Origin of the sequence: Isoptericola sp. NPDC060257 (assembly GCF_042726645.1) — a bacterium.
Lineage (GTDB): Bacteria > Actinomycetota > Actinomycetes > Actinomycetales > Cellulomonadaceae > Isoptericola > Isoptericola nanjingensis.
In genome coordinates this window covers 1-6,964 of record NZ_JBHXAW010000239.1, presented here as the reverse complement: position 1 = coordinate 6,964, position 6,964 = coordinate 1, and the positions used below count along the sequence as shown (strand labels likewise).

Sequence of the window (6,964 nt, the reverse complement as noted above, 5' to 3'; positions counted from 1 at the left end):
GCGCCCTCCACCTCGGGAGGGATACGTCCGCGCGAAGCCGTCCTCGACCCGCGCTCGTCGTTCGCCTCACGCGGCGTAGGGCGGATCTCTCGTCCCGCACCCGTCCCGTCCGAGGGTGACGCGGCGGGCGGCTCGCCGCCGGCGGCGCGCAGCCGGGCGCGCGGAGCGACGCCGTCGGACGGTGGGTGGGGAGGCTTAAGGTGCTGGCGTGCCTGCGCGACGACGGACCGAACCTGCTGCCGGACGGGCGGCCGTGGCCGCGTGGCTGGGCGGCGACGCCTCGCGGCCCGTCGTGACGACGGCGGTGCGGTTCACGCTGGAGGAGCTGGCCGACGTCGCGCCCGGGAACTCGGTGGAGGTACGGGTGCCGCCCGCCGGGGCCGTGCAGGCCGTGGCGGGGCCGCGGCACACGCGCGGGACGCCGCCGAACGTGGTGGAGACCGACGTCGAGACCTGGCTCGCGCTCGCCACCGGTCGGCTCTCGTGGGCCGACGCCGTCGCGTCCGGGCGGGTGAGCGCCTCGGGAGAGCGGGCCGACCTGTCCGCGCTGCTGCCGCTGCAGGCCGCACGCCCGCGTCCCTGACGGGCTCCGCCGAGGGAGTACGCATCCCCGCGAGGTAGTACGGAGTGCCGCGAGGGAGTACCGGATCCCGCGGGGCGGCCGGAGAGCGCGCGGTTGTCGGCCGGTTCCGCTACGTTCGGCCCACCGGGCAGGCACGCATCCCGACGGCCGGACGACGACGTCCGGTGACGTGGGGTTCAACAACGGTTCACGCGGGTCTGCTGAGGTGACGTCACCCACGTCCGCCGCGAAGGAGCCACCGTGAGCCCCACCCGTCCCGCCCGCCGTCGAGCACCGCTCGCCGCCGCCACCGCGGCCGCGCTCGTCCTGCCCGTCGGCGCCGCCCTGGCCGTCCCCGCGACGGCCGCCGTCTCGCCCGACGCTTCCGTCGTCATCGACGAGCTGTACGGGGGCGGCGGCAACAGCGGCGCCGCGTTCAACCAGGACTTCGTCGAGCTGTACAACCCGACGGACCAGCCGGTGTCCCTCGAGGGGTGGTCGGTCCAGTACGCCTCCGCGACCGGCACCTGGGCCAACGGGGCCCAGACGAACCTCGCGGGGTCGATCCCGGCGGGCGGGTCGTTCCTCGTCGCGGAGGCGCTGGGCGGGAACACGTCGCTGCCCGCGCTGCCGACCCCCGACGTCACCGGCACCATCGCGATGTCCGGCACGGGCGCGAAGGCGGCGCTGGTGCGCTCGACGGACCGCCTGACGTGCGCGGGTGCGGACTGCGCGGCGGCCGAGGCCGTCGTCGACCTCGTCGGCTGGGGCCCGACCGCCAACGCCTTCGCGGGCTCGGGGCCGGCACCGGCGACGACGAACGCCACGTCGGTCGCGCGCCGCGCCCACGCGCACACCGCCGACAACGCCGCTGACTTCGCGGCCGGGGCGCCGACGCCGACCGCGAGCGGCACCGACCCCGGTACGGACCCGGGGCCTGCCGAGGACGCGACGATCGCCGAGATCCAGGGCTCCGGCGCCGCGTCGCCGCTGGCCGGGAAGACGGTGACGACCACCGGCGTCGTGACCGCCACCTACCCCACGGGCGGCTTCGACGGGCTCTACCTCCAGACGGCCGGCACCGGCGGCGACCCCGCCGACGACGCGACGCCCGGCGCCTCCGACGCCGTCTTCGTGTACTCCCGCGCCGCGGCCGGCGAGCTCGAGGTGGGCGACCACGTGGAGGTCACCGGCGAGGTCAGCGAGTACTCCGGCCTCACGGAGCTCACCGCGGACTCCTGGGCCCCGCTGGACGAGCCCGGCGCCGTCGAGCCGCTGGCCACGACCTGGCCCGCGACCGACGCCGAGCGCGAGGTGCTCGAGGGCATGCTGCTCGCGCCGCAGGGCGACTTCACCGTCACCGACAACTACGACACGAACTTCTACGGCACGATCGGGCTCGCCGCGGGCGGCTCGCCGCTGGTGCAGCCCACCACGGCCGGCCGACCCGGCTCGGTGGAGGCGAAGCAGCAGGCCGAGGACAACGCGGCCCGCGCCGTCCTGCTGGACGACGGCGCGTCGACGAACTACGGCTCGGCCGCCAACTCGTCGCAGCCGCTGCCGTGGCTGACGGGCGGTGACCCCGTGCGGGTCGGCGCCGCCGTGACCTTCACACGGCCGGTCGTCCTCGACTACCGGTACGACGCCTGGGGGCTGCAGCCGCAGCGCCGGCTCACGCCCGACGTGGCCGACGCGGTGCAGCCCGCCACGTTCGAGGACACGCGCGAGGCCTCGCCGCAGGACGTCGGCGGCACGCTGCAGGTGGGCACCTTCAACGTGCTCAACTACTTCACCACCACGGGCGACCAGCTCGACGGGTGCACGTACTACACGGACCGCGCGGGCGACCCGGTCACCGTGCGCGGCGGCTGCGACGCCCGCGGCGCTGCCGAGGCCGAGGACCTGGAACGGCAGCAGACCAAGATCGTCGCGGCGATCTCGGCGCTGGGGGCCGACGTCGTCGGCCTCGAGGAGATCGAGAACTCCGCCGCGTTCGGCAAGGACCGCGACCAGGCCCTGTCCGACCTGGTCGACGCGCTCAACGCGCACGACGGCGCGGGCACCTGGGCGTTCGTCGCCTCGCCGGCGGCCGTGCCCGCGAGCGAGGACGTCATCCGCACGGCGTTCGTCTACCGCACCGCGGGCGCCGAGCCCGTCGGGACCTCGCGGATCCTCGACGACCCGGAGGCGTTCGGCAACGCACGCCAGCCGTTGGCGCAGGTGTTCCAGCCGGCCGGCGGGGTCGACGCCGACCCGGGCGACGACGTCGTGGTGATCACCAACCACTTCAAGTCGAAGGGGTCGGCGGGCCCGTGGCCCGGGGACGAGGACACGGGCGACGGCCAGGGCGCCTCCAACGAGTCGCGCGTGCGTCAGGCGACCGCGCTGGTGGCCTTCGCCGACGACGTCGCCGCCGACGCCGGGACCGACGCGGTGCTGCTCGTGGGCGACCTCAACTCCTACGAGCAGGAGGACCCGGTCGTCGTGCTCACCGACGCGGGCTACACGGACCTCGGGCCGACCACGGGCGAGTACACCTATGCGTTCGACGGCGCGGTCGGCTCGCTCGACCACGCGCTCGCGTCGTCGGGTCTGATCGACCGGGTGACCGGCACGGACATCTGGAACGTCAACGCGTACGAGCCGGTGGCGAACGAGTACAGCCGTTACAACTACAACGCGACGATCCTCTACGACGAGACGCCGTTCCGGTCGTCGGACCACGACCCGCTGCTGGTCGGGCTCGACCTCGCGCCGTCCGCGCGCGCGTGGGACGCGAAGGACACTTACGGCAAGGGGGACCGGGTCGCCTTCGAGGGCGGGCTCTTCGAGGCGCTGTGGTGGTCGCGCGGCGACCGGCCCGGGGCGTCGGCGTACGGGCCCTGGGCCGAGGTCGGGGCTCCCGTCGCCACGTCGGCCGGGACCTACTCCGCCTGGACCAGCACGTGGGTGTACGGCAAGGGTGACGTCGTCGTGCACGACGGGCACCGCTGGCGGGCCCAGTGGTACTCCCGGAACGACGAGCCCGGCGCGACGCCGTGGGGCCCCTGGAAGGACCTGGGCGCCGCCTGACGCGCCGGCCGTCGGGTGCCGGCGGGTGGCTTAGGCTCGAGGGGTGAGCAGCTCGACCCCCGACCAGGACACCCCGGCACCCGACGGCACCGCGCCCGACGCCACGCCGCACGCCCGCGAGGTGCCGGCGGAGACCGCCGAGTCCGCCGCCGGCACCGACGCCACCCCGGACGGCGCCTCGGACGAGGCCTCGGACGAGGTCGAGGAGCCGCAGGACGTGACGCTGCTGGTCGACCCCGAGCGCGTGCGCCGCGCCCCCAAGTACCCGGTGTTCCTGTGGATGGGCGCGCTGGTCGGCGGCGTCGTCGGGCTGATCTTCTCGACCTGGCTCATCGACTCCGCCGACCCGGAGGTCGCCGCGGCCCTGCTGAAGCCGGGCGTCTACGTGTCGGTGACGATCCTCGGCGGCATCGCCCTCGGGCTGGGCGTCGGCGGGCTGGTCGCCGTGATCTCCGACCGGCGCAGCCTGCGTCGTCGCTGACGCGTCCGGGCAGGTCGACGCACCGGGGCCCTGTGGGATACTCGAGACATGCCCTTGCGCCCTGACGGCCGCCTGAACCATGACCTCATGCCCGGCGAGAAGGGCCCCCAGGACGCGTGCGGCGTCTTCGGGGTCTGGGCCCCCGGCGAGGAGGTCGCCAAGCTCGCCTACTTCGGCCTCTATGCCCTGCAGCACCGCGGACAGGAGTCCGCGGGCATCGCCACCAGCAACGGTGAGCAGATCCTCGTCTACAAGGACATGGGCCTCGTGTCCCAGGTCTTCGACGAGACGGCGCTCGACGCCCTCACCGGCCACCTCGCGGTGGGCCACTGCCGGTACTCCACCACCGGCGGCGTGACCTGGGAGAACGCCCAGCCGACCCTCGGCGCGACCGCGGGCGGCACCGTCGCCCTCGGGCACAACGGCAACCTCACCAACTCCGCCGAGCTGGTCAACCTCGTGGCCGAGCGCTACGGCGCGCAGCGCCGCGGCGAGCTCGCACGCGGCAACACCACCGACACGGCGCTCATCACGGCCCTGCTGGCCGGCGACGCCGACCACACCCTCGCGCAGACGGCGCTCGAGGTGCTCCCGAAGCTGCGCGGCGCGTTCTCCCTCGTCTTCATGGACGAGGGCACCCTCTACGCCGCCCGCGACCCGCAGGGCGTGCGCCCGCTGGTGCTGGGCCGCCTGCAGCGCGGCTGGGTGGTCGCGTCGGAGACGCCGGCCCTCGACATCGTCGGCGCGTCGTACGTGCGCGACGTCGAGCCGGGCGAGCTCCTCACCATCGACGCCGACGGCCTGCGCTCCGAGAAGTTCGCCGAGCCGGAGCGCGCGGGCTGCGTCTTCGAGTACGTCTACCTCGCCCGCCCCGACAACACCATCAACGGCCGCTCCGTGCACGCGTCGCGCGTCGAGATGGGCCGCACGCTGGCCCGGGAGCACCCCGTCGAGGCGGACCTCGTCATCCCGACGCCGGAGTCCGGCACGCCGGCCGCCGTCGGGTACGCCGCGGAGTCGGGCATCCCGTTCGGGCAGGGCCTCACCAAGAACGCCTACGTCGGCCGCACGTTCATCCAGCCGTCCGACACGCTGCGCCAGCTCGGCATCCGCCTCAAGCTCAACCCGCTCAAGGAAGTGATCCGCGGCAAGCGCCTCGTCGTCGTCGACGACTCGATCGTGCGCGGCAACACCCAGCGGGCCCTGATCCGCATGCTCCGCGAGGCCGGCGCGGCCGAGGTGCACGTGCGCATCTCCTCGCCGCCGGTGAAGTGGCCGTGCTTCTACGGCATCGACTTCGCGTCGCGGGCCGAGCTCATCGCCAACGGCCTCAGCCCGGACGAGATCGGCCAGTCCCTGGGCGCCGACTCCCTCGGCTACATCTCGACCGAGGGCATGATCGCGGCCACCGAGCAGCCGGCGTCCCAGCTGTGCGCCGCCTGCTTCACGGGCAAGTACCCGATCGAGCTCCCCACCGCCGACCAGCTCGGCAAGCACCTGCTGGAGCAGGCCGAGCTGCCGCTCGGCGCCCCCGAGGACGGGCTCCGCACGGTCTCCGTGGGGGCCGGCGGCGGCACCGCGCTCGACCACCCCTGACCTGATCCCCGGTGGTCGAGCCCGTCGAAGCCACCGTCCGACGACCGATGGTGGTTTCGACTAGCTCAACCACCGGCCTGGGAGCCACAGTGACGAACGAACCCCTGACCTACGCCGCGGCCGGCGTCGACACCGAGGCCGGCGACAAGGCCGTGGAGCTGATGAAGGACGCCGTGCGGCGCACGCACGGGCCCGCCGTCCTCGGGGGCGTGGGCGGCTTCGCGGGGCTCTTCGACCTGTCCGCGATCCGCGAGTACCGCAAGCCGCTCCTCGCGACGTCGACGGACGGCGTCGGCACCAAGGTCGCGATCGCGCAGGCGCTCGACAAGCACGACACGATCGGCTTCGACCTCGTCGGGATGGTCGTGGACGACATCGTCGTGGTCGGCGCCGAGCCGCTGTTCATGACGGACTACATCGCCACCGGCAAGGTCGTCCCCGAGCGCGTGGCCGACATCGTGCGCGGCATCGCGCAGGCCTGCGAGGTGGCCGGCACGGCCCTCGTCGGCGGCGAGACGGCCGAGCACCCGGGCCTCCTGGCCCCCGACGAGTACGACGTCGCGGGCGCGGCCACGGGCATCGTCGAGGCGGACGCCGTCCTGGGCCCGGAGCGCGTGCGCGCCGGCGACGTGCTCGTCGCGATGGGATCGAGCGGCCTGCACTCCAACGGCTACTCGCTGGTGCGCGCGGTCGTGAAGCACGCCGGCTGGTCGCTGGACCGCCACGTCGAGGAGTTCGGCCGCACCCTCGGCGAGGAGCTGCTGGAGCCCACCCGCGTGTACGCGCGGGACGTGCTCGCGCTCGCCGAGGACCCGGCAGCGCAGGTGCACGCCGTCACGCACGTCACGGGCGGCGGGCTCGCGGCGAACCTCGCGCGCGTGCTGCCCGCCGGCACGGTGGCGACGGTCGACCGGGGATCGTGGGAGGTGCCCGCCGTCTTCCGCACCGTGCGCGAGCTCGGCTCGGTGCCGCGTCGGGACCTGGAGAACACGCTCAACCTCGGGGTCGGCATGGTGGCCGTCGTGGGCGCGGACGGCGTCGACGCGGCGCTGACGACCCTCGCGGCTCGCGGCGTGCCGGCGTGGGTGCTGGGCTCGGTCGAGGACCTGGACCCGGGCGCGCCGGCCGAGGACCTGGTCGCCGGGACCAAGGGCGTGCAGGGCGGCGCGGTCCGCCTCACGGGCGACTACCGCTGACGTCCCGCGCGGGGGAGCGGACCTCCCCCGCGCCGGGCCTCGCGCATGACGAAGGGC

Annotated in this window: 5 protein-coding genes; all 5 read left to right on the top strand. The window is 74.6% G+C overall.

Annotated elements, in window-relative coordinates; translation table 11 throughout:
- The first annotated feature begins 208 nt into the window (after positions 1–208).
- The 5 genes from ACFWEK_RS16820 to purM all read left to right on the top strand — a co-directional run bounded on the left by ACFWEK_RS16820 (position 209) and on the right by purM (position 6,907).
- Positions 209–583, top strand: a complete 375-nt coding sequence (locus ACFWEK_RS16820) for a sterol carrier family protein (protein ID WP_430548390.1) — start codon at positions 209–211, stop codon at positions 581–583.
- 240 nt (positions 584–823) lie between these two features.
- Entirely contained in the window at positions 824–3,634 is a 2,811-nt protein-coding gene (locus ACFWEK_RS16815) for an ExeM/NucH family extracellular endonuclease (RefSeq protein ID WP_430554774.1), read from the top strand.
- A gap of 43 nt (positions 3,635–3,677) precedes the next feature.
- Positions 3,678–4,115 carry a hypothetical protein gene (locus tag ACFWEK_RS16810; protein WP_430554773.1) on the top strand — a complete coding sequence of 146 codons (438 nt, stop codon included), beginning with the start codon at positions 3,678–3,680 and terminating at the stop codon, positions 4,113–4,115.
- Positions 4,116–4,163: 48 nt separating this feature from the next.
- Positions 4,164–5,711, top strand: a complete 1,548-nt coding sequence (gene purF / locus ACFWEK_RS16805) for an amidophosphoribosyltransferase (RefSeq protein WP_429766003.1) — start codon at positions 4,164–4,166, stop codon at positions 5,709–5,711.
- A gap of 89 nt (positions 5,712–5,800) precedes the next feature.
- Entirely contained in the window at positions 5,801–6,907 is a 1,107-nt protein-coding gene (gene purM / locus ACFWEK_RS16800; RefSeq protein WP_430554772.1) for a phosphoribosylformylglycinamidine cyclo-ligase, read from the top strand.
- The last annotated feature ends 57 nt before the right edge of the window (positions 6,908–6,964 follow it).